The following is a 24,672-nucleotide window of genomic DNA, read 5'->3' as shown; positions in this document are numbered from 1 at the left end:
TTGCTCTAAAATATACAATTATCATTTTTCCTCCAATCAAAAAGTCACCAAGAAACCTTGATGACTTTAATAAATTTAATTTTCCTTAGATTCTCGTTTGATTTTCAACAAACTTAAAAGTGAAATAGTTACCATCCCCAAGAGCCAATGACTAGAAGATTTTTCCCCCGTCTTAGGTAATTCATATCTTGCAGCAGGTGCTTGATAGACTGGATCTTTGACTTTTGCAACTTGATCGTGCACATACTTCGCAGTCTTACCATTTTGAACTGTTGGAGTAGAATGAGTTCCATCTTGTTCAATGCTTGCTTTTTGAATAGTCAACTCTTTTTGATGCTCAATTTCTTGTTGTGCTTCCAGATAATCACGATAAGCCGACAACAACTCTTTATGAGCCTCTAATACCTTTCTTTGTTCTGCTTTTGCAGTTTCTAGTTTTGCTAGTGCTAACTCTAGAATTGATTTCTTTTCTTTCAAAACTTCTTGAGCAGCTTCAAGATTAACTTTTGCCTTTTCTAATAGCTGAGGGGCATTCTTCAAAACTTCCACTCGCTCTTTTGATGCTTTCAGGGCTTCCGTTGATGCTGAAAGTAAGGCTTGGCGATTGAGGATTAGTTCTTTAATTCGAGTAAGTTCACCTTGTTTAGTAATCAATGCCTCTTTCTCAGCAGTCAAAGCTTCATTCAGTGATTTCCATTCAGTTTGTTTTTCAGCTAGTTTATCTTTAACTAACGCAAGTACTTCACGTTTGTTTTGTACGTCTGCATTCAACTGTTCCAGAGCCTCTTGCGCTTGTTTGTTTTCTAAACCAGCTTTTTCAAGGTTTGCCTCCGCCTTCTTTAACTTAGCTTCTGCTTCAGGAGTTTTTAAAGCAATATTCTGAATATCATTACGATTAGTCACTGCATTTTGCGCAGTAACTTCTGCTTGAGTATATTCTGTCTGTGCTTGTTCTTTTCTAGCTTGAGCATCCTTATGATTCGTTTTTGCAGTATCATAAGTATCCTGAACCTGTGCCACAGAATTTCTAGCTTCTTGAATTCTTTCCTGAAGACTAGCTAGATTGTTCTTAGTATCAACTTTAACATTTTGATGGAAACCATTTTTCAGCAAATCAATTGTTTTAGAATCTGTTCCAACATAGTGCATCGCAATCAAACCAAGATCTGTCTTTCGAGTTGCTACACCGATATATTGTAGCGTGACTGACTTACGATCTAGTCCTGCAAAGTTTAAAGCATGGCCCCAATCAGCGTGCTTATCATAAAACAGCATCATAACCACGTTGTTGTATGCCTGTTGTTTCAGATCAGCTAATGTGACTACATCATTTGCATTTTGGAAGCCTATATTTTCAGCAAGCAGACCTTGATTGCCTTGATTCAAACCAACTTCTTTCGCAACAGTATTCAAAGCATCTAGGTCATGGCCGTACTGATTAGTAGATAGTTGAGTTGCTTTCTGTGCCACTTTCTGCATATCTCGATTCACTAAGACTGGAATATCATCTGTTCCCATCAATCGACGGAAATCATTAATCAAATGTGCATTGAAAATGGCAAGTTCATCTTGAACTTCAGCAGACAAATGATTGACATCAGCAATCACAGTCTTTTTATCTGCTTCACTCTGCTTAAATGGAGAAGTTGGATTGCCGTAATAAGTCTCACCACCATCTGGAGAGCTAAATCCAGCAGCAGTCATTCCTTTCTTGGCAATTTCTTGTAACTTATTTGAATTTTCTTCAGTGGGGTTATTGAAGTAAGCCTTTAAAGCTTCTACATAGCCAGCAGGATAAGTGATAGAGGTTGTTGTCAAACTATTCAGGATGCTTTGAGCCTTAGATAGATTATATTTAGCTACTCGATACTGATTTTCAGCGTTAGTAGCTTGAGTGGTTGCTTGATCTAGCTCCTTCGCTTTCAACAACCTAGTTCCTTCAGTACTCATTACCTCTGCTTCTGCCTGTTTCAGTTTAGAAGCACGTTGGTCATCCGCTTTTTTAGCAGTCACCAAATCTTTTCGAGCTTGTGATTCAGCTTCTTCGCTCATTTCTAAGTTTCGCTTAGCTGCTTCAGCATTGGCAACAATGCCTGAAACTCCAGTGCCGTCTAAAACAGCTTGTTTTTCAACTACAATTTGTTTTGCATCTGTAACTTCTTTTGTTTTGTCAACAAGTTTTCTAGTAGCTTCTTTGACATTTGCTTCCTGATCAGTAACATTCTTTTCAGCTAGCTTTTGTTGCTCTTCAGCAGAGGACAGTTCTTTTTGAGCCTTCTTCTCAGCAACCTCTTTTTCAGAAACATCTTCTTTTGCATCCTGGATATTTTTAGGAGTAGCTTCCTGGACAAGTTTCTCCGCTTGAGTAACAGCTTCTGTAGCTTCTTCAACTACTTTCTCAGCATCGTTCACCTCATTTTGAGCTGTGTTTACAATATCCTCATGTTTTTTTACAACTGTGTTTGCCTGATCCACATTTGCTTGGGAGATAGCAACATCAGTTTCTGTAACTGTTTTTTTAGTTGCTTTCTTCTGTTGGCTCCCTGAAATTGGCTCTGTAGGCTTTAATTCTTCAGCGGAAGCTTGAGTCGTTGCTCCAACTGCTGCTGTTACGATTGCGCCAGCCAATAAAACTTTCTTAACTTCATTCATCATTTCCATTTGATTTCTCCTTTTTGATACTATTTAAAACAATGCTTATTTGAATAGTCTTTTAGTTTTCGTAAGATTTTATCAGACAATTTATTTGGTATAAAAGTCATAGATACAAGAATCCCTGATGATAAAAGAATAGCTGTAACTATGATCTGTATAATACTCATTTCTTCACCTTTTCATAACATCACCTATCTGCTTTCAGAAACAAAGAAACAGTTCCTTGCTCCCCAAAACAGATAGATGAGGACTCTATCTGTTAAATTTTACCGCTAGGTCGGTGATAACCTTTACCGGTTAGTTGTAAGATAGTTTTATTACCTTGCTTAATTCGTCTGGCAACTAAAATATCTCCACGTTTAATGGTGCGTATATCTCTATAGATTTTAGAGTATTCTGCAATCATTTCAACGGTTTGAAGTTTTCCTGCCACATATCCTTTTTTTGGAATAAGACCATACTTACTAGTTAATTTCATTTCTTCACCACTTGCAAGCCGTGCGGTTACATCACCTTGCAAACCTAGTCGTCTTAAGTCAGTGAGTGTAACCTCACTAGTTGATTTTATTTGATTCATATTGTCCTCCTTTTTGAATCAAAGGCTGATTTACAGCCATGCCGAGTTGATGCCGTAGCATCTCTACTGTGTTTTTTACGCACGATTTATAGTTTAGAAATCGCAAACTCTTTCGTCTTACGGGACAAGTCAACCGTGACTTTACATAATGCAGTCAGCACTAGATATACTTTCTAGATACACACCGCCCCTATTCTTCTTTTTATGCCTAGACTGCGCTAATCGGGACAGTGGGGATATTCAATTTTCAAAGAACAAGAGTAGTTTTAGGACTTGCTCAGGTCAGATATCACATATAAAAATTACTTTCTGAATAATTTTTTTAATGATTTTCAATACACTTTCGAGCGTTACTATTGTAAATCGCAAGTAACCCATTAAAAACATATTCAGCAATTACTTCTGATGAACGGGCAAATCGCATATTTTCTAAAGCATATCGATAGCGTTCTTCAAATGGCATCATGATATAGGCTGCCATCGTATCTGAGTAATTTTCTTCTAAAAGTTGAGAATAAACTAAATCATAAATATAATCCTTATCATACTTGCTAGCTTTATCAACTTTTCTGGAAAGTCTGTCTTGTTTATTATTTTGGGAATTTCTAGGGAACCTCTCCTCGTCCTCCTCATAAATAACTAATTCAGTGTCTTTATTATTAGTCTCACTATATTCAGTATCGTTAGGGTCTAAATTTGACACCAGGCCCGTATAAATCTGACACCCCCCTGGTGTTTTTTTGACACCCCCCTGGTCTAAATCTGACACCCCCCTAGTATCAGATTTGGAGTCACCTGATTTATCAACCATTCTAGCAACGGTGTCATCTTGCAAGAGACCAAGGTAAATTCGGTTAGCTAGATTTCCTGATTTACTTGTAGATTGTTGAACCTCATGAATTAATCCATACTCTGTGAGTTGCTTTTTAATTCTTAATAGGGTAGATTTCGAGCAACTTAGTATCTTCATCAAATTAGAGTTGGAATAAACCAGATAAATATTTCCATTCTCATCAATCCAATTATTCTTGAAAGAAAGATCTAGTCTATCTTTAAGCATGGCATAAGCGACTTTTGCATCTAACCTCATATCCTCATAAATAGGATTTTCAAACAAAACCTTTGGTAAGGCATAAAAGCGATCTGATGTCTGGTAATGGCTAGCACTAATAAACTGAATTTGTTTCATAAATTACACCTCTTTCAGTCTAAAGTCACCATTCATGGTAAATCCTATCAACCCAAAGGCCTCAAGTTCTCCTATACTTGCTATTATTTCTTTTCGTGTTGAACCTGTTTCCTTCATCAAAAACTGGATTATCATCTCTCTTGAAATTCTCTCCTTACTTTTTCGTCTCATAATTTTTCCTCCCAAAATACAAAAAAGAACTAACGGATTTTCCGTTAGTTCAATATTTTCTATTTATCTCAAAACACTAGACACTTACATAGCAGAATTCCTAAAAAAATCGCAACTAAACCACCTAGGTAGGTCAAAATCAGGTAAGAATAAAATACCTTCTTATCGCTTAGCAACCTTTGGAGTTCGTCATTCAAAGTCGAAAAAGTTGTCAAACCTCCACAAAATCCAGTTGCTAGAATAGCATAGACTTCCTTAGACTCCACATGATTGTAGAATAATCCAATTAAAAAACAACCCAAAAGATTGGCTATAAGCGTTCCGAGTGGCAATTTAGAAGTTTGATTATAGCGGGAAAAGAAATATCGTACGAGCGCTCCAAGACCACAAGCAATTGCAAGATAGACGATTACCATTTCTTCCTCCCCAAATAGTAAGCCAAAAGCAGGCCTCCACCGATGCTCAAAAGCAAATACAGGACCAAACTAAGATAACGCCCTGTATCAAGCAGTTTTACAGCATCAAGCATGAAGCTAGAAAAGGTTGTTAAACCTCCGCAAAAACCCGTCCCCAACGCTAAAATTAAGCCCTTACTAGTACCCTTATAGACCAGATAGCCTTTTACCAGATAAACCAAGCAGAAAATTCCCAGATAGTTGACAAAGAGAGTGCCCCAAGGAAAGTCAGGACTGGCTGGTAACCAAGTAGAAACCAGATAGCGGACAAGTCCACCCACCATGGCAGCTAGAAAAATTCCTAGCGGATAAAATTGTTCTTTTTTCATTTGATGTTTTGATCCTGGTAATCACGCGAACGTTTGAGTATGTCAGAAAAAGTCGCGACGATAGTCTCCTGATAACGCTTGTCCTCTACACGACTTCTAACCTTTTCAAAAATAACTTCTTCTCTCTTAGTATCTAAAATCGGTTTTCCTGAGGCTTTCTTATAAGCAACTACACCCTCAACCAAATGCATTCGTTCTTCTAAGAGCTTTACGATTTGGTCGTCGATTTGATCAATTTCTTGACGAATAATATCTAAATCCATACAGTCTCCTCCTTTATTTGAATTATTGTATCAAAAAGCCACCAAATAGGCTAGTAAAATCCCAACTCACGATAAGAAAAATGCACTGATTGATTACATCAGCGCACTCTTATGCTTATCCTACTTTAGCAGCCAATTCTTCTGCGAATTGTTCCAAGCGTTCGATATCTTCTTCCTCGGCAGAAAGATCAACTTTAACACACTCTGAACCTTTTTCTGCTCCTGTTGACACAAAGACACGGTCAAAGTCATCAACAGCCTTACAGAATTCATCGTAGAAGGTATCTCCTGAACCAACCACTCCGTAGATTTTGCCATTCAAGTTGAGGTCTGCTAAGTCTTCGTAGAAGTCCATCATCTCATCTGGCAATTCTCCATCACCGTAAGTATAGGTCGCAACGATAGCGATGTCTGCTTCCAAGAAGTCTGAAGCGTCAACAGTTGTACATTCATCAACATCAACATCCAAGCCCAAGTCACGTAATTTGTCTGCTACAATATCTGCAATTTCTTCGGTATTACCGGTCATACTGGCAAATACAATTTTTGCTAATGCCATATCGTCCTCCTCAATTTATCTTTCTCCATTATATCACATCTTTTTCATTTTAAAAATAAAAATTCTTGTGCTACAATGAAATGAGAAAGAATTGAGGTTATTTATGGACATTTGCCATCAAATTTTAGAAAAAATCAAAGAATACGACACGATTATCATTCACCGCCATATGAAACCAGACCCTGATGCCTTAGGCAGTCAGGTGGGATTGAAAGCCTTACTGGAACATCATTTCCCCGAAAAAACCATCAAAGCCGTTGGTTTTGATGAACCAACTCTTACTTGGATGGCTGAAATGGATTCTGTTGAAGATAGTGCCTACCAAGGCTCCCTTGTCATCGTCTGTGATACGGCTAACACTGCACGAATCGATGATAAACGCTATAGTCAAGGTGATTTTCTCATTAAGATTGACCACCATCCAAATGATGATGTATACGGTGACCTATCTTGGGTGGATACTAGTTCAAGCAGCGCTAGTGAGATGATTACCCTATTTGCTGAAACAACCCATCTGGCCTTGTCAGATCGAGCTGCTGAGCTACTTTTTGCAGGAATTGTTGGTGATACAGGTCGTTTCCTCTACCCTTCTACAACTGCACGGACTCTTCGCCTTGCTGCCTATCTGAGAGAACAGAACTTTGACTTTGCGGCTCTCACTCGTAAAATGGATACTATGAGCTACAAGATTGCTAAACTTCAAGGCTACATCTACGACCATCTGGAAGTAGATGAAAATGGTGTAGCTCGAGTTATCCTGAGTCAAGAAATCTTGAAACAATTCAATGTGACCGATGCTGAAACTGCAGCTATCGTGGGTGCACCTGGACGCATTGACAGTGTTAGTCTTTGGGGAATTTTTGTGGAACAGACTGATGGCCACTACCGCGTTCGCTTACGCAGTAAAATCCATCCTATCAATGAAATTGCCAAAGAACATGATGGTGGAGGCCACCCTCTAGCAAGTGGTGCCAATTCCTATAGTCTAGAAGAAAACGAAATCATCTACCAAAAGTTAAAAAACTTGCTTAAAAACTGATAAAATACTTGCCAAACTTTTCAGAATCTGATAGACTAGTATGGTAACAATCTATGGCTCGCAAAGAGACCATGGCAGAAAGGAAATATTGCAAAATGAAAAAAGATATCCATCCAGAATATCGCCCAGTTGTCTTCATGGACACAACTACTGGTTACCAATTCCTTAGCGGTTCAACAAAACGCTCTAACGAAACAGTTGAGTTCGAAGGCGAAACTTACCCATTGATCCGTGTGGAAATTTCATCAGACTCACACCCATTCTACACTGGACGTCAAAAGTTCACTCAAGCAGATGGACGCGTGGATCGTTTCAACAAAAAATACGGTCTCAAATAATGATAAAAAGAACAGTTTCAGCTGTTCTTTTTTGTTTCTTGAAATTAACTGCTGTTTTCATGTTCCAGCCTCAAAAAAACTTTGCACTCTCGATTGCCACACAATGGTTACCAGAGTACAAAGTTTTTTAATTAGGCCAGATTTACTCTTCTTTATCTTGATTTTCAGTTCCTTTAACTGCTTTTTTAAATTCGGACAGCATTTTACCAATTGATTCGCCTAGTTCAGGCAATCGTTTTGGTCCAAAGATTAAGAGAGCTCCTAAAACGATGATAATCAATCCTGGTGCTCCGATATCACGTAAGATTCCCATTTCTCGCTCCTTTCTGCTTGCGTTTCATAATGTGTTTGCTGATAGCAATACTCAATTCATAGAGTAAAATCAAGGGGGCAGTCATTGCCAAATCACTAACAAAGTCGGCTGGTGTCAAGATGACTGCAAGTACCAATAAGATAAAATAAGCATATCGGCGATAAGCAATCAACAATTCTGGTCCAATGAGCCCAATCGACGTCAAAAAGGCAATGATAACCGGCAATTCAAAAATCAGAGCCAAGGGCAAGGTCGTTTGAAAAACAAAGGACAGATAATTTTGGGCTGTTAACTGCGTTTCAAATAGTCCTTCTCCTAGCCCTAATAAAACCTGAAGTAAGGCTGGTGTTACAAAGTAAAAACCAAAAGCCAGTCCAACTAGAAAACAAAGGAAACTAGCTGGAATATAAGCAAAAATAGCTCTAGCTTCTTCCTTCTTTAAACCAGGTTTAATGAAAGACCAAATATGATACACCGTGTAAGGTAGGGTGATAGTAAAGGCCATCAGACTAGCTAAGCGTATGTAAATCCATAAAATATCATTTGGCCCTAAAACAATCAACTTTTGCTGAAAAGATTGGGTCACATACTGGTAAATCTGGTCTGCGAAAAGCAAGGAGACACAGAATACCAAAAAGAAACAAATGACCACTTCCAATAATCTCTTTCTAAATTCTACCAGATGTTCAACGATTGTCAATTCTTTTCTATCCATCGTATTCTTCACCCTGTCTGAAAGTGACAATCAAGATAATAATAATAAAGATTAGCTGACTGATCAAACCTTCCCAACTTGGGTAAATTCCAAGCAGGTCGATTGTTGGAAATCCTGTCAGCAAGTGATTTGGTGCCATATTGGTCAACTGAAGAGCATGGATACTAACCCCAAGCATCTTAAAGGCTAAGGCATAAATTATCCATGTCAAGATAAAGAAAACCTTATGTGGCAGGAAGAATTGACTGGCCTTGTTCATCACGATGGCAATAATTACTAGAATCAGCAAGGCAAGTGAAATTCCCAAGACAAATTCAAAACTGGAAATCCTTGGTAAAATTCCAACATAAAAGAGAATGGTTTCTGCTCCCTCACGGAAAACAGCTAGGAAACTGAGAGCAAACATGGAAATAAAGGAACCTGTCTTGGTCACCGTTTCCATTTGTGACTCCATAAAGGTATTCCATTTTTTGACTGAGGATTTGCTGTGAAGCCAGATTCCAATCAAAATCATCATAGCAACTGCAAAAATCCCAACTGCTCCTTCGATGATTTCACGATTGGAACCTGATGTTACTGCTGGAAAGGCAATTTGCAGGATGAAAGCAATGACCAGACTGGCCATAATTCCAGTGATAGCACCACCATAAACCCACTTAAGTCCCTTTCGCATCTTGGCTGCTTTCAAGGTTGTTACCAAGGCCATGACAATTAAAAGAGCCTCTACACCTTCTCTCAGGAGAATCAGCATAGCATCAAAGGCATTGTAACGTGCACTGGTATCAATTTGTGATAAATCTGCAATCAGTTTTTCTAATTTTTCTTGGTATTCCTTTTCACTTCCCTTGACCATAATCACAGGGCTTTCACTTTCCACTCGAGTATAGAGGGAAGGATTGGTCGTGCTAACAGAACCTTCAATTGTTGGCCAGATAGTGATGAATTCCTTCATACTAGCGGCTCCTGATGCTTGATCACCAGCTTGAAATTGTTCCAAAGCCTTCTTCAAAAGGGCAATGCCGTCTTTGAGAGTCAAATCCGAAGATGTTGCTGCTATTTCTTTTCCAGTTACAAAATCATCAATAGCCTTTTTTAAGTTCTCAAAGGAAGTCTGGATTGAGTTAAAATCTGTAGGCTCGGTTTCCATACTACTACGCAAGAAAGAAATAGCTGTTTCAACACGGCCATAATGGGCTGTACTATTGTCACGAACCACACTTTCATTGATGGTCCAAGTGGAATTCATTTTCTTAAAGGCTTCTCGAACCTTTTCCAAATCTTTGGAGGCAATGGCTTGTTCCAAGGCTTCAAAACGAGGACTTAGACGGTTTACCAACTTTTCCTTTTCCGCATCTAGGTCAACAGGATTTTGTTCTTTTTCAAAGGCTAATAGGGCTGCAGATATTTCGGTTAGTTTGTCTTCAGTAATCTCGCCTGATTGAGCTAACTTTTCCTTAACAACCTTACCAGCCTCAGAATTGCTATCTTCTACTCTTTCAAAGTCTGTTGCCATCTCCTGAACGAGTTTCTGGGCTTCAGACTGATTCCCATTTTTGACCGCTTTAGAAGCATCTGTGATTTTTACAAAGTAAGAACTCAAGCTTTCTTGGGCACCTACTGGGGAAAGAATTAAAAATGACAGAACTAAAACCAATAACCAGCTTCTAGCCTTCCAATAATTTCTGACCAATGTAGCCTCCTTTCTCCACACCACCAAAGCAAGCAAAGAGTCCACTACCGATGTGAGTAATGTATTCATTCATCTTATCTGTAGCACCTAGATTGGTTTGAACCTTAACAAAGTTATCTGGATCCTTCTGGAAAGAAATGAAGAGCAAACCCGTATCGAACTGGCCAGTCTTTTCATCAATCCCATCAGAGTAAGAATAAGAACGACGCAAAAGTGGCTTGTCCACTTCCTTAGCCAAACGAACATGCGAATCATCAGGTAAGAGACTCAAATCCACTTCATCAAATTCATTTTTCTTACCAAAGGGGGCACCACTTTCCTTGTAACGACCGAAGGTATTTTCCTGTTCTTCAAGACTAGTGCGGTCCCAGGTCTCTAAAAACATCTGAATCCGACGAACTGCCATATAAGAACCATTTTCCATCCAGTCCTTACTATCAGCCCAGATAACGCGGTCAAAGTCTTTCTCCTTGCTTGGATTTGCTGTTCCATCTTTAAAACCAAAGAGGTTACGCGGAGTCTCCATTCGATCCCCGATTGCTGCAAATCCAGACTGACTCCAACGGAGGGTCACGGCATTTCTCCCCTTACGGATGAGGTTGCGAATCGCATGAAAGGCAACCTGCTCATCATCTGCACAGGCCTGGATGACAATATCACCACCAGTATATTTTTCACGCAATTGCTCTTTAGGGAATGGCGGTAAATCCCTGAACAATTGAGGACGCTTGTTTTCCAAGTTCATCTTTTTCAAGAAACTGGCAGAGACACCAAAAGTCAGGGTCAAACGATGCGGGTTAAGCCCGACTGTTTCCCCAGTATCGCTAGGAGGCAAGAGAGTATTCTGGCCGTCTTTTTTGACCAATTCTCCCTCTACCAATTTGGCACTATAATCCGTCCAATCCTTGAACAACTGGATAATCTTATCCTTATCCGTCGTATGCAAGTCTAAGACAACAAAATAGATATTTTTTTGCATGGGCGTACTAATCCCAGCTTGATGCTTGCCATAAAAAGCAATTTTTTCATTTCCGTACGAGATTTTTTCCTGACTTCCTAGCTTAGGTGCGAAAAAAGCAGAAGCACCAGAGAGCCCTAGCGCTAAACCAGCCCCTCCAATCCCTGCTTTTTTTAGAAATTCTCGACGGTCCATTTTCTTTTCAAAAAACTTTTCGTCTTTTTCAGTCATAACTCTTATTCTCCACTAAGAAATTTACCCATTTGTGATAGAGGTTCACCAAGTTTTGTCACCGCTTCTGACAATTCTTTGGTATCTTCTTTTGTCAAATCTGTATAGAGTTTGTAGTGTTCCTTGTCTGTCATATGTTTGTCCAGCAAACTATTAACAGACTTGAAATCTGCTTCCAATTCTTTAACTAGGTTAGCGTCTGATTTTTCTAGTAAAGGTTTAAAGAGTTGGAAAATCTTCTCAGCACCTTCGATATTGGCACGGAAGTCATACAAGTCTGTATGAGAATAAATTTCCTCTTCACCTGTAATCTTGCTTGTCGCTACTTCGTTAAGCAAGTCAACTGCTCCAGTCAACATAACCTTGTAGTCCACATCTACAGTTGCAATCTTGGCTTTCAATTCCTTGATATCATTGACCAACTGATCGCCGTAACTTTCAGTTCCTTTAGTTGTATTGTCTTCCCAAAGGATACGTTCGATACGGTGGAAACCTGACCAACCTTCCTCTGTCTTGTTTTCGTCCATGTAGTCTGCCAAACGGAAGTCAATCTTGACATCTGACTCACCAAAACTCTCGGCAATCGGCTCTGAACGCTCATAAGACATACGAATCAGTGGATAAACCTTCTTAGCCTCTTCTAACTTGCCTTCTTTCAACAGTTTGACAAAGCCTTCCGTATCTGTCAACAGTTTATCGATTTGCTCTTGCACAAAAGTCTTATAGTCAGCTGTGGCCTTATCAAGCATTTTTTGCTTGTCTTCAGACAAGGCTGTCACCTTAGAGGAATCACTTGTGTTGCTTTGCTTAGATTGATTATTAGCACAAGCAGTCAATAGCAAGGCTGAAGATAAAAGGACAAAACCTAGTTTTTTCATTGTATACTCCTATTGGTTCAGGCTCCCTGAATTAATTTTACGTTTCATTATATCATGTTTTCACTCATTTTTCAATAAATTTTCAGACAATTTAATGTTTTAAATTTAAACTAATATTAGACTTTTAACCTCAAAATTGATAAAATAGGAAAGAAAATAATTGTAAAAGGAAACAGTAAATCACCATGATGAACATGCAAAATATGATGCGTCAAGCACAGAAACTTCAAAAACAAATGGAACAAAGCCAAGCAGAACTTGCTGCTATGCAATTTGTTGGCAAATCTGCTCAAGATCTTGTCCAAGCGACCTTAACTGGCGATAAGAAAGTTGTCAGCATTGACTTCAATCCAGCTGTCGTTGACCCAGAAGACCTTGAAACACTTTCAGATATGACTGTTCAAGCTATCAACTCTGCTCTTGAACAAATCGATGAAACTACCAAGAAAAAACTAGGTGCTTTCGCCGGGAAATTGCCATTCTAATAAAAAAGGCTCTATAATATTTATAGTGGGTAAATCCCTTATAGATATTATGGAGCCTATTTTGATGTAGAAAAAGTCCCATAAAATCTATAATGAAAAGCAATCAAACAATCATTAGAAAGAATCCTATGGGACAATTACATTTTATCACAACTGCTTGATATTGAAAACTTTTTTTCTCATACTAAGTCCTAAACGCTAAAATCATTCTTAATCCTTTTTACCATTTGTTATTATATTCCTAAATTCCGGCTAAAACAGTCCACCAGACTATTCTACTTCAATACTTAAGGCAAGTTGTAAGTCATGCCAAACCATGAAGCAATTTAATCAAAAATTTCATGAGTACATGATCATCAACCTCTACTAACAGCACAGCAGTAAACTATTGTATCGCCTACTTTTTGTATGCGCTTAACTACTAAAGAGATTATAGAGACACTCTTGAGTTACTAAGAAGAATTAAAGCACCACTATAATCTCTTACATTTTTACTTCTAAAGTAAGGTTTTGCGTACTCATTGAGAAGAATCTAGAGCTAGTTCTTCCTCGCTTTCAGGCTGGGTCTAGGACAAAAGTCTAACATTAAATATAAAAAGCGAACAAAATGAGTTATCTGACACTCAGAATTCTGTATTGTTCGCTTTTTTGTCTAATCTATCGATTTTAAAAATTTATAATAAAGAATTCCTAAAATCAAAATCTTTTTGTCCCAGCCTCATAATCACCGCCCTTCAATTACCTTGTTCCAACATAAAATTAGGAGAGAATAATAATCTTATCCAATGCAATACCTTTTATTTTCGAAACTTTGACAACTTCAAAAAACAGTTTTTTACAATTCGCAATATCAAAAAAGAAAGGACAAAATTTGCCCTTTCTAGATCTTATCTTTGCTTCAATCCATTACAATGGATAGAGAACTCAATTTCTTATAGGTAAAGGAATTTGAAAACAGCTACTGCTGCAATTGCTGCTGCGATAGGTGCTACTACTGGTACCCAAGAATACCACCATTTTGAATCGCCTTTGTGCTCACCAAGAACTGATTTTGGAAGAAAAGCATGAAGGAGACGTGGTCCCAAGTCACGGGCTGGGTTCAAGGCAGGTCCTGTAGGTCCACCAAGTGATGTTACCAAGGCCATAACAAGGAATCCAAGTGCCAAGTGAGCAATTCCAAGACCAGATGTCATAAATGGTGCTACTTGTTCTTTAGCTTGATCAAGTGCTGCTGTCACTTGTTCTTGAGGAATTGTTTGACCTTGAGTAGTTGCTTGAGCAACTTGAGAATTGATAGCCGCTTGCGCTTTTGACACTAGTTCAGCACCAAAGAAGTTTTTAGTTAAACCAAGCGCTGCAAAGAAAAGGACAAATGAACCAACAAACTCGTTTACAAAACCATTAACAGTTGCTGCAAAGCGTGATTCTTTTGAACCATTATCCAAACTTGAAATTGTTGAGAAAGTACCCAAGATGTTGTTTGGATTTTCAGTTTTCAAGTAGTATGGGCGATGTGTTGCCACAACCAAGGCTTGACCAAAGATAGCACCCAAAACTTGTGCGATGATATAAGGCGCAACTTGTGCCCAAGGGAATAGACCGCTGACTGCAAGTCCAAGAGTGAAGGCTGGGTTGATGTGGTTTCCAGATACGTTACCAAACATCAAGGCAGGAATCATAACCCCCATACCGTAACCAACAGCGATAACGATCCAGCCACTTTGGTGACCTTTCGTACCTTTAAGTTCAACGTTGGCAACTGCACCATTTCCAAGAATGATCAAAAGAGCAGTGGCCAAAAATTCAGTGGCATATTTAATTGCCCATGTGAAATCCATTTGATAGATTCTCCTTAAAATTTTTTAGACAATCATTATTCTATCAATTTTTAGATCTTTTAGCAACTACTTTCCTGAAAGATTATGACAGAAAACGATTCCAAATCTTATAAACTAATCTTTGTTTTCAATATATTTCCAATTCATTAGGTTATCTGTGCTAGTCTGATGCTTTTAAGTTAATTCCTTCTGATACATGGTATAGGGAATAAGCAGTATCTTTCACCATTCACAAATAAAAACATAGTTTTATTCGCTACCATAACCTGCATCGAGCACGATATATTTGAATAAGTATAGTGTTTGAATTGATTAGAGAACGGGTTTCAAAGTGCAAGTGTCTGTTGGATTAGGAAAAATATCAAAATAAAGGACATACTTGCCATTAGTAACTCCTTAGACATTATATCCTGCCTTGAACTGACTATTTTATATATTGTATTACTTCGTCCTCACAAAAATATAGTTTATTGAAACTAGAATAGTGCACTATGACTACTAAAAGATTTTTAGAAATTCATTTATCTTCCTAATAGATTTGTTTATATATTATTTCAATATATTGTATACTAAAAGTCAAAATCGGTTAGAAAAACTCTATTTCATGAGAAAACACAACAAACCTTCCTACAATAAAACGCATAATATCAAGTTTTTTTGAACTGCACCTGATATCATGCGTTTTCTGTTCTTAAAATATTTTTTCTCAGTCTCTTTTTGTTACAAGTTCATCTTCAAAGTCCTTGATTTTGAGTAAACCTAGAATCAAATTTTACCCAACTGACCCTTCCATTTCATAGCTAATCAAGCGGTTCAGCTCAACGGCGTATTCCATTGGAAGTTCTTTTGTGAAGGGCTCTACAAATCCCATGACAATCATCTCTGTTGCCTCAGATTCTGACAATCCACGGCTCATGAGGTAATAGAGTTGTTCTTCTGAAATCTTAGAAACCTTGGCTTCGTGTTCCAAAGCCACTTGCGAGTTGTGGATTTCGTTAAATGGAATAGTATCTGACGCTGACAAGTCATCCATAATAATGGTGTCACACTCGATGTGTGAGACAGATTTCTTAGAGTTTTTGTTAAAGGTTACTTGTCCACGGTAGTCAACCTTTCCGCCGCCTTTAGCGATTGATTTAGACACGATAGATGAGCTAGTATGTGGAGCATTGTGGATCATCTTAGCACCAGTATCCTGATGTTGCCCTGCATTGGCAAAGGCAATAGAAAGCATAGTCCCACGCGCCCCTTCTCCATCTAGGTAAACAGATGGGTATTTCATAGTTGTTTTGGCACCCAAGTTTCCATCAATCCACTCAACCGTCGCATCTTTCAAGGCTTTGGCACGTTTTGTTACCAAATTATAAACGTTGTCAGACCAGTTTTGGATGGTTGTATAACGCATATAAGCTCCATCCAAAGCAAAGATTTCTACAATGGCCGCGTGCAGGCTATTGCTTGAATATGTTGGTGCTGTACATCCTTCTACGTAGTGTACACTTGCTCCCTCATCAACGATAATCAAGGTACGTTCGAACTGACCTGTATTTTCGTTGTTGATACGGAAGTAAGTTTGAAGTGGGATATCTACCTTGACCCCTTTTGGTACGTAAATAAAGGTTCCACCAGACCATACTGCTGAGTTGAGTGCAGCCAACTTGTTATCAGTCGGCGGTACCAACTTGGCAAAGTATTGTTTAAACAAGTCTGGATATTCCTTGAGGGCAGAATCTGTATCTGTAAAGATAATCCCCAATTTCTGGAACTCTTCCTTCATGTTGTGGTAAACCACTTCTGACTCGTACTGGGCAGAGGCCCCTGCTAGATAGGCACGTTCAGCTTCTGGAATACCGATACGTTCAAAGGTTTCTTTGATTTTTTCAGGAACGTCATCCCAAGAACGAGCTGGTTTGTCAGATGGTTTTTGATAGTAAATCAAGTCATCAAAGTCAATCTCTGACAAGTCCGCTCCCCAAGTTTGCATAGGCATTTTTTTGAAGGTTTCATAAGACTTCAAACGGAATTCTAACATCCACTCAGGTTCTCCCTTAGCAGCTGATAATTCGCGAATGACATCTTCGTTCAATCCTTTTCCTGTCGATAGGACAGGCTCTACATCATCATGAAAACCAAATTTATATTCACCAAGGTCAATTGGTTTTGGTTCTACTCTTTCTTCAGCCATAATATCCTTTCTTTCATTCTTCATTTCTACTGATTCATAAGACAAAAGAAACTTGTCTTACTGTTTTTCTTGATCTTCAATTGTTTTCTTAAGGGCGTTCCAAGCCAAGGTTGCACACTTAATCCGTTGCGGGAATTTGGCAACACCTGACAAGAAGGCTGCATCACCGAGTTGGTCTTGGCGTTCATCTTTCTGCCCTTGAACCATTTCAGAAAAAATAGTCGCAAGCTCTAAAATTTCTTGTTTGGTTTTTCCTAAAACGGCATCTGTCATCATACTAGCAGAGGCAGTTGAGATGGTACAACCTGAGTTTAGAAAAGCGATATCTTCCAAACGTTCCTCTGCATCAAACTTGACAGAGAGATTGATGACATCCCCACAGGTTGGATTGTTTAGACTGATTTGTTCAGCGTCTTCTAACTTTCCTTGATGATGTGGATTTTTCGAATGGTCCGCTACCACTGCCATATAGAGACTATCTAGTTTAGAAAGTGCCATTGAAAAACTCCTTTGTCTTTAGCAAGGCATCGACTAGTTTATCGCAATCTGCCTTGGTATTGTAGATATAAAAACTTGCGCGAGCTGTTGCTGGGACGTCCAAATACTGAAGCAAGGGTTGGGCGCAGTGGTGGCCCGCACGAACAGCTACTCCTTCATAATCCAAAGCAGTCGCAAGATCGTGAGGATGGAGATCGCCTAGGTTAAAGGCAATAACACCCGAACGTTGAGCCAAGTCCTGCGAACCATAAATAGTCAATCCCTCAATTGCCTGAAGTTTTGGATAGACGTAGGCTATCAGTTCTTGTTCATGGGCTTCAATGACATCCATGCCAATTTTTTCTAGATAATCTACTGCAGCAGCTAGTCCAATTGCACCCGCCATATTGGGAGTTCCTGCCTCGAATTTCCAAGGCAATTCCTTCCAACTAGCAGACTGCTCATAGACAAAATCAATCATCTCACCACCAAACTCCACCGGTGACATTTGTTCCAAATACTTCTCTTTGCCGTACAGAACACCGATACCTGTCGGACCAGCCATCTTGTGACCTGAGAAGGCAAAGAAGTCTACATCCAAGTCCTGAACATCAATCTTCATATGAGGCGTAGACTGAGCGCCATCCACCACCATAATGGCTCCAACTTGGTGGGCCAATTGAGTAAATTCTTTGATTGGATTAACCACACCCAGAACATTTGAGGCGTGAGTAAGGGAGACAAACTTAACTCTATCAGTCAATTTAGAACGCAAGTCATCCATATCCAGAGCTCCATCCTTAATATAGGCATAGACAAGCTCCGCTCCAGTCTTGCGGCAAGCTTCCTGCCAAGGAATGATATTAGAATGGTGTTCCATGACGGAAATCAAGACCTGGTCGCCCTCAGTCAAGACTTCCTCAGCATAACGCGCAACCCAGTTAAGACTGGTTGTCGTTCCTCTGGTAAAGAGAACTTCCTTTGTAGACCCTGCATTGATAAACTTACGAATGGTTTCACGCGCAGCTTCATAAGAAGCTGTCGCCCGTTCTGCCAAGGTATGAACACCACGATGAACATTGGCATTATCCTGTTCATAGTAGCGATTGATCGTTTCCAGAACTGCTAGTGGTTTTTGTGTCGTCGCAGCATTGTCCAGATAGACCAGTGGTTCATCGTTGACAATCTGATCTAAAATTGGAAAATCCTTGCGAATCGCTTCTACATCTAACATAGGCTACCCCTTAGCGTTTTGACAATTTTTCTTCGATAGTTGCAATCATTTCATCACGAACTTCCTTGACTGGAATCTCAACGATAACGGAGCCAAGGAAACCACGGACAACCAAACGTTCTGCAGTTGCCTTATCTAAACCACGGCTCATGAGGTAGTACATGTCTTCTGGATCCACCTGACCGATAGAAGCTGCGTGACCTGCAGTAACATCATTTTCGTCAATCAAAAGAATTGGATTGGCATCTGAACGCGCTTGGTCTGAAAGCATAAGAACACGGCTCTCTTGTTGCGCATCTGCTCCCTTGGCACCCTTGATAATGTGGCCAATACCATTGAAGGTCAAGGTTGCTTTTTCAAGAATAACCCCATGTTGTAGGATATTTCCGATTGAGTTGCAACCATAGTTGGTTACACGAGTATCAATTCCTTGCACCTGACGGCCACTTGAAAGAGCTACGACTTTAAGATCCGCATGGCTACCGTTACCAATCAAGTCGCTATCAAAGTCCGCAACGACGTTTCCTTCGTTCATAACACCAATCGCCCAGTCAATGCTTGCATCGTTGCCTAATTTACCACGACGGCTAATGTAGGCAGTAACATTTTCACCTAGACGGTCGATAGCCGCAAACTTCACTTGCGCACCAGAACGTGCAATCACTTCCACAGTGATATTGGCAGTTGCTTTGACACTTCCTTGGCCACGTGACTCTAAACGTTCCAGATAACTAATCTTAGAATTTTTACCAGCGATAATTATAATATGCTTGTTAAACGGCACATCGCTATCACTATCTTGGTAGAAAATTCCTTCGATTGGTTCCGCAATTTCAACATTATCTGGAATGTAGAGAACCGCACCACTGTTGAAATACGCTGTATGGTAAGCTGCTAATTTATCATCGTCGTACTTAACAGATGACATGAAGAATTCTTCTACGAGTTCTGGAATTTCTTCTAAAGCTGAGTGAAAGTCTGTAAATACAACTCCTTGTTGAGCCAACTCAACTGGAATTTGTTCAAAAACAGTTTGAGTTCCTACTTGCACCAACTTCAAGTGATTATCTAGTGCAGTGAAATCTGGAACATTTGCTGATGGCTCATTTTCTGTAATCGTTCCATCACCCAGATTCCAACGGTGGAATTTGACACGCTCAATAACTGGTAATTCTAAACTCTCAATCTTATCAAAAGCTTTTTGACGGAGGTCTGCCAACCAGCTTGGTTCAGCGTGCATTTCTGAAAAAAGTTTAATATTTTCTTTAGTCATTTACTTCTCCTAAAAGATACGAGGGAATTACAATTCTTCCTTGTAGTCGTAACCAAGTTCTTCAGCTAATTTTGCGTATCCTTCACGTTCCAAACGCGCAGCCAATTCTGGACCACCAGAAAGGACAACACGACCTTCCATCATGACGTGTACCACATCTGGTGTGATATAATTCAAAAGACGTTGGTAGTGAGTGATAATCATAGCACCAAAGCCTTCACCACGCATGGCATTAACACCTTTAGAAACAACTTTAAGAGCGTCAATATCAAGACCAGAGTCAATCTCGTCCAAAAGGGCAAATGTTGGTTCTAACATCAAGAGTTGAAGAATTTCATTACGTTTTTTCTCACCACCAGAGAAGCCTTCGTTGAGGTAACGCTCTGCCATTTCTTCTTTCATGTTAAGCAATTCCATTTTTTCGTCTAGCTTAGTGATGAACTCACGAACTGAAATCTTCTCATCGTCTTCTTTCCCCGCATTCATAGCGGCACGAAGAAACTCAGCGTTAGTAATTCCAGGAATTTCAGACGGATATTGCATAGCAAGGAAAAGTCCCATACGCGCACGCTCGTCCACTTCCAACTCAAGGATGTTTACGCCATCAAACAAAACTTCACCTTTGGTTACTTCATAGTTTGGATTTCCCATGATAGCGGCTGAAAGAGTTGATTTACCAGTACCATTTGGTCCCATGATAGCGGCGATTTCGCCTGTTTTCAGGGTCAGGTTAACCCCTTTTAAAATTTCTTTTCCTTCAATCTCAACGTGAAGATCTTTGATCTCTAATACTGACATGATAGTTCCTTTCTTTTTCAAGGCCTTTACAGTACTTACTAGAAACATACTTGATTTCCCTAGAAAACACGGTAAAAGGTCAATAAATATACTTTTATAGTATAACAAAAAAAAGCCTAAAAGGCTTTGATTTTGTCTAGAAGCTGAGGACTAGTCTTTTCCCTTCAAGTGTTGGTCAATGACATCTACTATTTTCCCCATCAAGTAACTGACTCGAAAATTTCTAAAGAGTAAAATGGCCCAAAAGGCTGCCATAATATAGCGACCAGTCATCCAGGCTTCATTGAAAAAATAGGTCTCAGCAGCTGTAAACAGCGCGATGATAATAAATTGTTGTCTATTCATAAACTTATTGTATCATGAAATCTTTCTTTAGTCTTCCTCTACCTTCACTTTATCAGCCAAAAATTCAAATCCTTCTGGTATCAGACTTTCTTCTGCTTCTTTTTCAGCTTGAGAAGATTTAGCTTTAGCTGAAAAGGCTGCACGCACTTCTTTCCATTCCTCCATAGAAATAGCTAAAATCTCAGGTGAAAAACCTGCTGCTTGACTTAGAATGTTGCCAAACATAGTGTTGAGATTGTCCCGTTTCATGGTTTGACCAGCATTGAAATTAGATTCAAAAGCAAGAATAGCATGGTGTTCATTGGCCGCAACCGGTTGAGAACCAACTAGTAGAGCCTTATCAGGGCCTCCTAGACTTTCAATCACCTCTCCCCAGGCATTCTGCAAGCGAATTAAATTTTGACGTGCTAAATCAGGATTTTCGACGGCCTCTTGTAAAATAGATTGCACTTTATTGCGATCAACACGATAGACTGTCTTGCCTGCTGCTGGGCGGGTAGGTACTGGACTTGTTGGCTTGGGTACGGTTCCCAAATTGGCGAGTTCTTGTTTGAGACGGGCAACTTCCTGTCTCAATGCAGAAATTTCATGTTCAACTGCACCAGAAAGAGCTGGCTCCGGCTTAATCTCCGCTAAACGAATGGTCATCATTTCAGCATAGATTTTAGGTTGTAAACTAGACTTAATATCTGCTAAACTAACTGTCGCTAAGCGAATCATTTCAAACAGATTTTCCTGAGGAAGAGCCAAATTTTCTACAAAAACTGGACTATGATGAGTGTTTTCTCCACCTGTTTGAACAATTAACAAGTCTCTTAAATAGTGCAAAAGATCGGTCACAAAACGAGTCATGCTCTTACCATTCTCAAATAGAAGATTTAAGCAAGACAAAGCCTTGGGAACATTCTGTTGAGACAAGGCAGCCACATAATCATCCAAGGCTGATAGACTAATTGTGCCAGTAATTTCTTCAGAGATTGCAGTCGTCAGCTCATTTCCTTGTGTCAAACTCAGGGCTTGATCCAAAATAGATAAGGCGTCTCGCATCCCACCTTCAGCGCGTCTGGCAATGATTTCCACAGCCTCTGGTTCAGAACTGATATTTTCTTTTTCTAATATATAATGTATATGTTCTTTAATATCCTGTATCTTAATTGATTTAAACTCAAATCGTTGGACACGCGATAAAATAGTGGCAGGTATCTTGTGCAATTCAGTGGTAGCTAAAATAAAGACCACATTCTGTGTGGGCTCTTCCAGCGTCTTTAGGAGAGCATTAAAAGCCCCTGTAGACAGCATATGAACCTCGTCTATGATATAAACCTTATAACGGGCAAGACTAGGAGCATAGGTAGATTTATCACGGATTTCACGGATTTCATCAACCCCATTATTAGAGGCCGCATCCATTTCAATGACATCTTCTAAACTACCGTCCGTCACTGCTTGACAAATATAGCAGTTATTACACGGTTCACCACCCACTTGATTTGGACAGTTCATAGCTTTGGCAAAAATCTTGGCTACACTGGTTTTTCCCGTTCCACGAGGACCAGAAAAAAGATAAGCGTGACTTATTTTCTCTTGCTCTACTGCTTGTTTAAGAGTCTTAGCCACAACTTCCTGTCCAACCAACTGGGAGAAGTTTTGACTTCTATATTTTCGATAAAGTGCTTGATACATTAGGCTTTCTCCCCAAACATTGTAAAGTCCCATTCTGTCTTTTCAAGCAAAATAGCGACAAATTGTTCCAAATAATCTCGATCCATAGCATCATAATCATCAATCTCTGAAGAATCCAGATCCAGAACCCCGAGCAGTTGACCATTCTTCATCATTGGCACAACAATTTCACTTTTAGCTCGACTATCACAAGAAATATAGTTGGGATAAGTTGTTACATCACCAACCAGAACAGTTTCCTGAAAGCGGGCTGCCTCACCACAAACACCTTTGCCTAGTGAGATACGGATGCAGGAAACACCTCCTTGGAAGGGACCTAAAACCAATTCCTTTCCATCGAACAGATAAAAGCCTGCAAATACGGTATTAGGAAAACGTGATTTTAGAAGAGCACTGGCGTTGGAAAGATTAGCCAAAACATTGGTTTCACCTTCCAACAAAAAAGAGAGCTCTTCATTTAACATTTGATAACGTGATTGTTTTTCTGATTCTAACATAGAACTATTATATCAAAAAAGGCTTACAGACAAAAGAAAAATCCCTTGTTTAGAAAACAAAGGATTTTGTGAATTTTCAATTTGATTAAAGTGGCTCTATAATATTTGTAGTGGGTAAATCCCCTATGGATATTATGGAGCCTATTTTGTTGTAGAAAAAAAGTCCCATAAGATCTATAATGAAAAGCAACCAAACCATCATTAGAAAGAATCCTATGGAACAATTACATTTTATCACAAAATTACTAGACATTAAAGACCCAAATATCCAAATTATGGATGTCATTAATAGGAATACCCACAAGGAAATCATCGCTAAACTGGACTACGACGCTCCATCTTGTCCTGAGTGTGGAAGTCAAATGAAGAAATATGACTTCCAAAAACCGTCTAAGGTTCCTTACCTTGAAACGACTGGTATGCCTACTAGAATTCTCCTTAGAAAACGTCGATTCAAGTGCTATCATTGCTCGAAAATGATGGTAGCTGAGACTTCTCTCGTCAAGAAGAATCACCAAATCCCTCGTATCATCAACCAAAAGATTGCCCAGAAGCTAATTGAGAAGACTTCTATGACCGATATTGCCCGTCAGCTGTCTATTTCAACTTCAACTGTTATTCGCAAGCTCAATGACTTCTGTTTTAAGTCTGATTTTTCTTACCTCCCTGAGATTATGTCCTGGGACGAATATGCCTTCACTAAGGGAAAGATGAGTTTCATTGCTCAAGATTTTGATAAGCTCAATATTATCACTGTTCTTGAGGGTAGAACACAAACTATCATAAGAAATCATTTTCTGCGCTACAATCGCTCTGTTCGTTGTCAGGTGAAAATCATTACTATGGATATGTTTAGTCCTTACTATGACTTGGCTAAACATCTTTTTCCGTATGCCAAAATCGTTCTAGATCGCTTCCACATTGTACAACATCTTAGCCGTGCTATGAGTCGTGTTCGTGTCCAAATCATGAAGCAATTTGAGCGAAAATCTCATGAATATAAGGCTATCAAGCGCTACTGGAAACTCATTCAACAGGATAGCCGTAAACTGAGTGATAAGCGATTTTATCGCCCTACTTTTCGCATGCACTTAACCAATAAAGAGATTATTGACAAGCTTTTGAGCTATTCAGAAGACTTGAAACACCACTATCATCTCTATCAACTCTTGCTTTTTCACTTTCAGAATAAGGAACCGGAGAAATTTTTCGGACTCATTGAGGAAAATCTAAAGAAAGTTCATCCTCTTTTTAAGACTGTCTTTAAAACCTTTCTAAAGGACAAAGAGAAAATCGTCAATGCCCTTCAGTTACCCTATTCTAATGCCAAATTAGAAGCAACCAATAATCTCATCAAACTTATCAAACGCAATGCCTTTGGTTTTCGGAACTTTGAAAACTTCAAAAAACGGATTTTTATCGCTCTGAATATCAAAAAAGAAAGGACGAAATTTGTCCTTTCTCGAGCTTAGCTTTTCTTCAACCCACTACAGTTGA

At 39.3% G+C, this 24,672-nt stretch carries 25 protein-coding genes; 4 read left to right on the top strand and 21 right to left on the bottom strand.

The annotated features are described in order from the left end of the window. Positions 1–75 precede the first annotated feature (75 nt). From AXK38_04220 to AXK38_04190, 7 genes are all read right to left on the bottom strand, one after another. Positions 76–2,661 (bottom strand): hypothetical protein, encoded by a 2,586-nt coding sequence (locus tag AXK38_04220; GenBank protein ID AMH88502.1) that lies wholly within the window; start codon positions 2,659–2,661, stop codon positions 76–78. 253 nt (positions 2,662–2,914) lie between these two features. Continuing rightward, a complete protein-coding gene (locus tag AXK38_04215) occupies positions 2,915–3,232 on the bottom strand; it encodes a hypothetical protein (protein AMH88501.1) in 318 nt (105 codons plus the stop codon). A gap of 322 nt (positions 3,233–3,554) precedes the next feature. Beyond that, positions 3,555–4,421 carry a replication initiator protein gene (locus AXK38_04210; protein AMH88500.1) on the bottom strand — a complete coding sequence of 289 codons (867 nt, stop codon included), beginning with the start codon at positions 4,419–4,421 and terminating at the stop codon, positions 3,555–3,557. Between the two features lie 239 nt (positions 4,422–4,660). Further along, complete coding sequence (locus AXK38_04205; protein ID AMH88499.1) at positions 4,661–5,008, bottom strand: camphor resistance protein CrcB; 348 nt, start codon at positions 5,006–5,008, stop codon at positions 4,661–4,663. After that, positions 5,002–5,376, bottom strand: a complete 375-nt coding sequence (locus AXK38_04200; protein ID AMH88498.1) for a camphor resistance protein CrcB — start codon at positions 5,374–5,376, stop codon at positions 5,002–5,004. The genes AXK38_04205 and AXK38_04200 overlap by 7 nt, the downstream gene beginning before the upstream one ends. Beyond that, positions 5,373–5,639 carry a hypothetical protein gene (locus AXK38_04195; GenBank protein AMH88497.1) on the bottom strand — a complete coding sequence of 89 codons (267 nt, stop codon included), beginning with the start codon at positions 5,637–5,639 and terminating at the stop codon, positions 5,373–5,375. Before AXK38_04195 ends, AXK38_04200 begins: the two co-directional genes overlap by 4 nt. A 115-nt stretch (positions 5,640–5,754) precedes the next feature. Further along, entirely contained in the window at positions 5,755–6,198 is a 444-nt protein-coding gene (locus AXK38_04190) for a flavodoxin (GenBank protein AMH88496.1), read from the bottom strand. Positions 6,199–6,301: 103 nt separating this feature from the next. Between AXK38_04190 and AXK38_04185 the strand changes: the two genes are divergently transcribed. Then, positions 6,302–7,237, top strand: a complete 936-nt coding sequence (locus tag AXK38_04185) for a phosphoesterase (GenBank protein ID AMH88495.1) — start codon at positions 6,302–6,304, stop codon at positions 7,235–7,237. 95 nt (positions 7,238–7,332) lie between these two features. Continuing rightward, positions 7,333–7,575, top strand: coding sequence for a 50S ribosomal protein L31 (locus AXK38_04180; protein AMH88494.1), 243 nt, complete (start codon positions 7,333–7,335; stop codon positions 7,573–7,575). A 142-nt stretch (positions 7,576–7,717) separates the two neighbouring features. On the opposite strand, the gene AXK38_04175 is transcribed toward AXK38_04180, so the two are convergent. Genes AXK38_04175 through AXK38_04155 form a run of 5 tightly spaced genes read right to left on the bottom strand, consistent with a single transcriptional unit; the run spans position 7,718 to position 12,360 of the window. Next, complete coding sequence (locus tag AXK38_04175) at positions 7,718–7,888, bottom strand: preprotein translocase subunit TatA (protein ID AMH88493.1); 171 nt, start codon at positions 7,886–7,888, stop codon at positions 7,718–7,720. Next, a complete protein-coding gene (locus AXK38_04170) occupies positions 7,872–8,603 on the bottom strand; it encodes a preprotein translocase subunit TatC (GenBank protein AMH88492.1) in 732 nt (243 codons plus the stop codon). The genes AXK38_04175 and AXK38_04170 overlap by 17 nt, the downstream gene beginning before the upstream one ends. Next, positions 8,596–10,293, bottom strand: a complete 1,698-nt coding sequence (locus AXK38_04165) for an FTR1 family iron permease (GenBank protein AMH88491.1) — start codon at positions 10,291–10,293, stop codon at positions 8,596–8,598. The genes AXK38_04170 and AXK38_04165 overlap by 8 nt, the downstream gene beginning before the upstream one ends. Next, a complete protein-coding gene (locus tag AXK38_04160; protein ID AMH88490.1) occupies positions 10,268–11,482 on the bottom strand; it encodes a peroxidase in 1,215 nt (404 codons plus the stop codon). The genes AXK38_04165 and AXK38_04160 overlap by 26 nt, the downstream gene beginning before the upstream one ends. 5 nt (positions 11,483–11,487) lie before the next feature. After that, positions 11,488–12,360, bottom strand: a complete 873-nt coding sequence (locus AXK38_04155; protein AMH88489.1) for an iron ABC transporter substrate-binding protein — start codon at positions 12,358–12,360, stop codon at positions 11,488–11,490. A gap of 185 nt (positions 12,361–12,545) precedes the next feature. On the opposite strand from AXK38_04155, the gene AXK38_04150 reads away from it, so the two are divergent. Further along, positions 12,546–12,845 (top strand): nucleoid-associated protein, encoded by a 300-nt coding sequence (locus AXK38_04150; GenBank protein ID AMH88488.1) that lies wholly within the window; start codon positions 12,546–12,548, stop codon positions 12,843–12,845. Positions 12,846–13,777: 932 nt separating this feature from the next. Here AXK38_04150 and AXK38_04145 read toward each other — a convergent pair. The 9 genes from AXK38_04145 to AXK38_04105 all read right to left on the bottom strand — a co-directional run bounded on the left by AXK38_04145 (position 13,778) and on the right by AXK38_04105 (position 23,175). Further along, on the bottom strand, positions 13,778–14,683 hold the full coding sequence (locus AXK38_04145) for an aquaporin (protein ID AMH88487.1): 906 nt from the start codon (positions 14,681–14,683) through the stop codon (positions 13,778–13,780). A 772-nt stretch (positions 14,684–15,455) separates the two neighbouring features. After that, positions 15,456–16,868, bottom strand: coding sequence for a Fe-S cluster assembly protein SufB (locus AXK38_04140; protein ID AMH88486.1), 1,413 nt, complete (start codon positions 16,866–16,868; stop codon positions 15,456–15,458). A gap of 57 nt (positions 16,869–16,925) precedes the next feature. Beyond that, positions 16,926–17,366: an iron-sulfur cluster assembly scaffold protein gene (locus tag AXK38_04135; protein ID AMH88485.1), complete on the bottom strand. Its 441-nt coding sequence runs from the start codon at positions 17,364–17,366 to the stop codon at positions 16,926–16,928. After that, on the bottom strand, positions 17,353–18,579 hold the full coding sequence (locus AXK38_04130; GenBank protein ID AMH88484.1) for a cysteine desulfurase: 1,227 nt from the start codon (positions 18,577–18,579) through the stop codon (positions 17,353–17,355). Before AXK38_04130 ends, AXK38_04135 begins: the two co-directional genes overlap by 14 nt. A gap of 10 nt (positions 18,580–18,589) precedes the next feature. Beyond that, the gene (locus AXK38_04125) at positions 18,590–19,852 is read right to left on the bottom strand and encodes a Fe-S cluster assembly protein SufD (protein AMH88483.1); all 1,263 of its coding nucleotides are present in this window, start codon (positions 19,850–19,852) and stop codon (positions 18,590–18,592) included. Between the two features lie 27 nt (positions 19,853–19,879). Further along, positions 19,880–20,650: a Fe-S cluster assembly ATPase SufC gene (locus AXK38_04120; GenBank protein ID AMH89630.1), complete on the bottom strand. Its 771-nt coding sequence runs from the start codon at positions 20,648–20,650 to the stop codon at positions 19,880–19,882. Between the two features lie 150 nt (positions 20,651–20,800). After that, complete coding sequence (locus AXK38_04115; protein AMH88482.1) at positions 20,801–20,995, bottom strand: hypothetical protein; 195 nt, start codon at positions 20,993–20,995, stop codon at positions 20,801–20,803. Positions 20,996–21,022: 27 nt separating this feature from the next. Then, positions 21,023–22,678, bottom strand: a complete 1,656-nt coding sequence (locus tag AXK38_04110; protein AMH88481.1) for a DNA polymerase III subunit gamma/tau — start codon at positions 22,676–22,678, stop codon at positions 21,023–21,025. Beyond that, entirely contained in the window at positions 22,678–23,175 is a 498-nt protein-coding gene (locus AXK38_04105) for a GAF domain-containing protein (GenBank protein ID AMH88480.1), read from the bottom strand. Before AXK38_04105 ends, AXK38_04110 begins: the two co-directional genes overlap by 1 nt. Before the next feature lie 215 nt (positions 23,176–23,390). Here AXK38_04105 and AXK38_04100 point away from each other — a divergent pair, with 215 nt between their 5' ends. Next, positions 23,391–24,647 carry a transposase gene (locus tag AXK38_04100; protein ID AMH89629.1) on the top strand — a complete coding sequence of 419 codons (1,257 nt, stop codon included), beginning with the start codon at positions 23,391–23,393 and terminating at the stop codon, positions 24,645–24,647. Positions 24,648–24,672: the final 25 nt, after the last annotated feature.

The organism is Streptococcus mitis (assembly GCA_001560895.1).
Taxonomy (GTDB): Bacteria; Bacillota; Bacilli; order Lactobacillales; family Streptococcaceae; genus Streptococcus; species Streptococcus mitis_Q.
Note: the sequence above shows the minus strand (reverse complement) of the source record. Positions and strands in the feature narration are given on the sequence as shown.

What these genes read in the sequence shown, in the direction of transcription:
- AXK38_04200 (AMH88498.1), bottom strand. Translation starts at nt 5,376, where the DNA reads ATGAAAAAAGAACAATTTTATCCGCTAGGAATTTTTCTAGCTGCCATG.
- AXK38_04210 (AMH88500.1), bottom strand. Translation starts at nt 4,421, where the DNA reads ATGAAACAAATTCAGTTTATTAGTGCTAGCCATTACCAGACATCAGAT.
- AXK38_04190 (AMH88496.1), bottom strand. Translation starts at nt 6,198, where the DNA reads ATGGCATTAGCAAAAATTGTATTTGCCAGTATGACCGGTAATACCGAA.
- AXK38_04155 (AMH88489.1), bottom strand. Translation starts at nt 12,360, where the DNA reads ATGAAAAAACTAGGTTTTGTCCTTTTATCTTCAGCCTTGCTATTGACT.
- AXK38_04150 (AMH88488.1), top strand. Translation starts at nt 12,546, where the DNA reads ATGATGAACATGCAAAATATGATGCGTCAAGCACAGAAACTTCAAAAA.
- AXK38_04180 (AMH88494.1), top strand. Translation starts at nt 7,333, where the DNA reads ATGAAAAAAGATATCCATCCAGAATATCGCCCAGTTGTCTTCATGGAC.
- AXK38_04220 (AMH88502.1), bottom strand. Translation starts at nt 2,661, where the DNA reads ATGGAAATGATGAATGAAGTTAAGAAAGTTTTATTGGCTGGCGCAATC.
- AXK38_04160 (AMH88490.1), bottom strand. Translation starts at nt 11,482, where the DNA reads ATGACTGAAAAAGACGAAAAGTTTTTTGAAAAGAAAATGGACCGTCGA.
- AXK38_04135 (AMH88485.1), bottom strand. Translation starts at nt 17,366, where the DNA reads ATGGCACTTTCTAAACTAGATAGTCTCTATATGGCAGTGGTAGCGGAC.
- AXK38_04185 (AMH88495.1), top strand. Translation starts at nt 6,302, where the DNA reads ATGGACATTTGCCATCAAATTTTAGAAAAAATCAAAGAATACGACACG.
- AXK38_04130 (AMH88484.1), bottom strand. Translation starts at nt 18,579, where the DNA reads ATGTTAGATGTAGAAGCGATTCGCAAGGATTTTCCAATTTTAGATCAG.
- AXK38_04145 (AMH88487.1), bottom strand. Translation starts at nt 14,683, where the DNA reads ATGGATTTCACATGGGCAATTAAATATGCCACTGAATTTTTGGCCACT.
- AXK38_04105 (AMH88480.1), bottom strand. Translation starts at nt 23,175, where the DNA reads ATGTTAGAATCAGAAAAACAATCACGTTATCAAATGTTAAATGAAGAG.
- AXK38_04100 (AMH89629.1), top strand. Translation starts at nt 23,391, where the DNA reads ATGGAACAATTACATTTTATCACAAAATTACTAGACATTAAAGACCCA.
- AXK38_04140 (AMH88486.1), bottom strand. Translation starts at nt 16,868, where the DNA reads ATGGCTGAAGAAAGAGTAGAACCAAAACCAATTGACCTTGGTGAATAT.
- AXK38_04205 (AMH88499.1), bottom strand. Translation starts at nt 5,008, where the DNA reads ATGGTAATCGTCTATCTTGCAATTGCTTGTGGTCTTGGAGCGCTCGTA.
- AXK38_04115 (AMH88482.1), bottom strand. Translation starts at nt 20,995, where the DNA reads ATGAATAGACAACAATTTATTATCATCGCGCTGTTTACAGCTGCTGAG.
- AXK38_04215 (AMH88501.1), bottom strand. Translation starts at nt 3,232, where the DNA reads ATGAATCAAATAAAATCAACTAGTGAGGTTACACTCACTGACTTAAGA.
- AXK38_04125 (AMH88483.1), bottom strand. Translation starts at nt 19,852, where the DNA reads ATGACTAAAGAAAATATTAAACTTTTTTCAGAAATGCACGCTGAACCA.
- AXK38_04170 (AMH88492.1), bottom strand. Translation starts at nt 8,603, where the DNA reads ATGGATAGAAAAGAATTGACAATCGTTGAACATCTGGTAGAATTTAGA.
- AXK38_04195 (AMH88497.1), bottom strand. Translation starts at nt 5,639, where the DNA reads ATGGATTTAGATATTATTCGTCAAGAAATTGATCAAATCGACGACCAA.
- AXK38_04175 (AMH88493.1), bottom strand. Translation starts at nt 7,888, where the DNA reads ATGGGAATCTTACGTGATATCGGAGCACCAGGATTGATTATCATCGTT.
- AXK38_04110 (AMH88481.1), bottom strand. Translation starts at nt 22,678, where the DNA reads ATGTATCAAGCACTTTATCGAAAATATAGAAGTCAAAACTTCTCCCAG.
- AXK38_04120 (AMH89630.1), bottom strand. Translation starts at nt 20,650, where the DNA reads ATGTCAGTATTAGAGATCAAAGATCTTCACGTTGAGATTGAAGGAAAA.